Source organism: Paraburkholderia sp. SIMBA_030 (assembly GCF_046535245.1).
Taxonomy (GTDB): Bacteria; Pseudomonadota; Gammaproteobacteria; order Burkholderiales; family Burkholderiaceae; genus Paraburkholderia.
On record NZ_JAWRXB010000753.1, the window covers coordinates 1 to 264 of the forward strand.

A 264-nucleotide genomic window follows, 5' to 3' on the forward strand; every position below is an offset into this window, starting at 1 on the left:
GTCAGAGCATGGCCGCCTATGGTGCGGAAATCTTGTTGACGCCGGTCAAGGGCGGCATGGAATACGCGCGCGATCTCGCCGAGCAGATGCAGCGCGACGGCAAGGGCATCATCCTCGACCAGTTCGCGAACCCGGACAATCCGCTCGCGCACTACGAGACCACGGGCCCGGAAATCTGGCGCGACACGGAAGGGCGCATCACGCATTTCGTTTCGTCGATGGGTACGACGGGCACCATCATGGGCACGTCGCAGTATCTGAAGG

General features: G+C 62.5%; 1 protein-coding gene. It reads left to right on the forward strand.

The window, feature by feature from the left end; all coding sequences use genetic code 11:
* On the forward strand, window positions 1-264 hold a 264-nt coding region (locus SB772_RS41980), incomplete at both ends, for a pyridoxal-phosphate dependent enzyme (protein ID WP_410838768.1).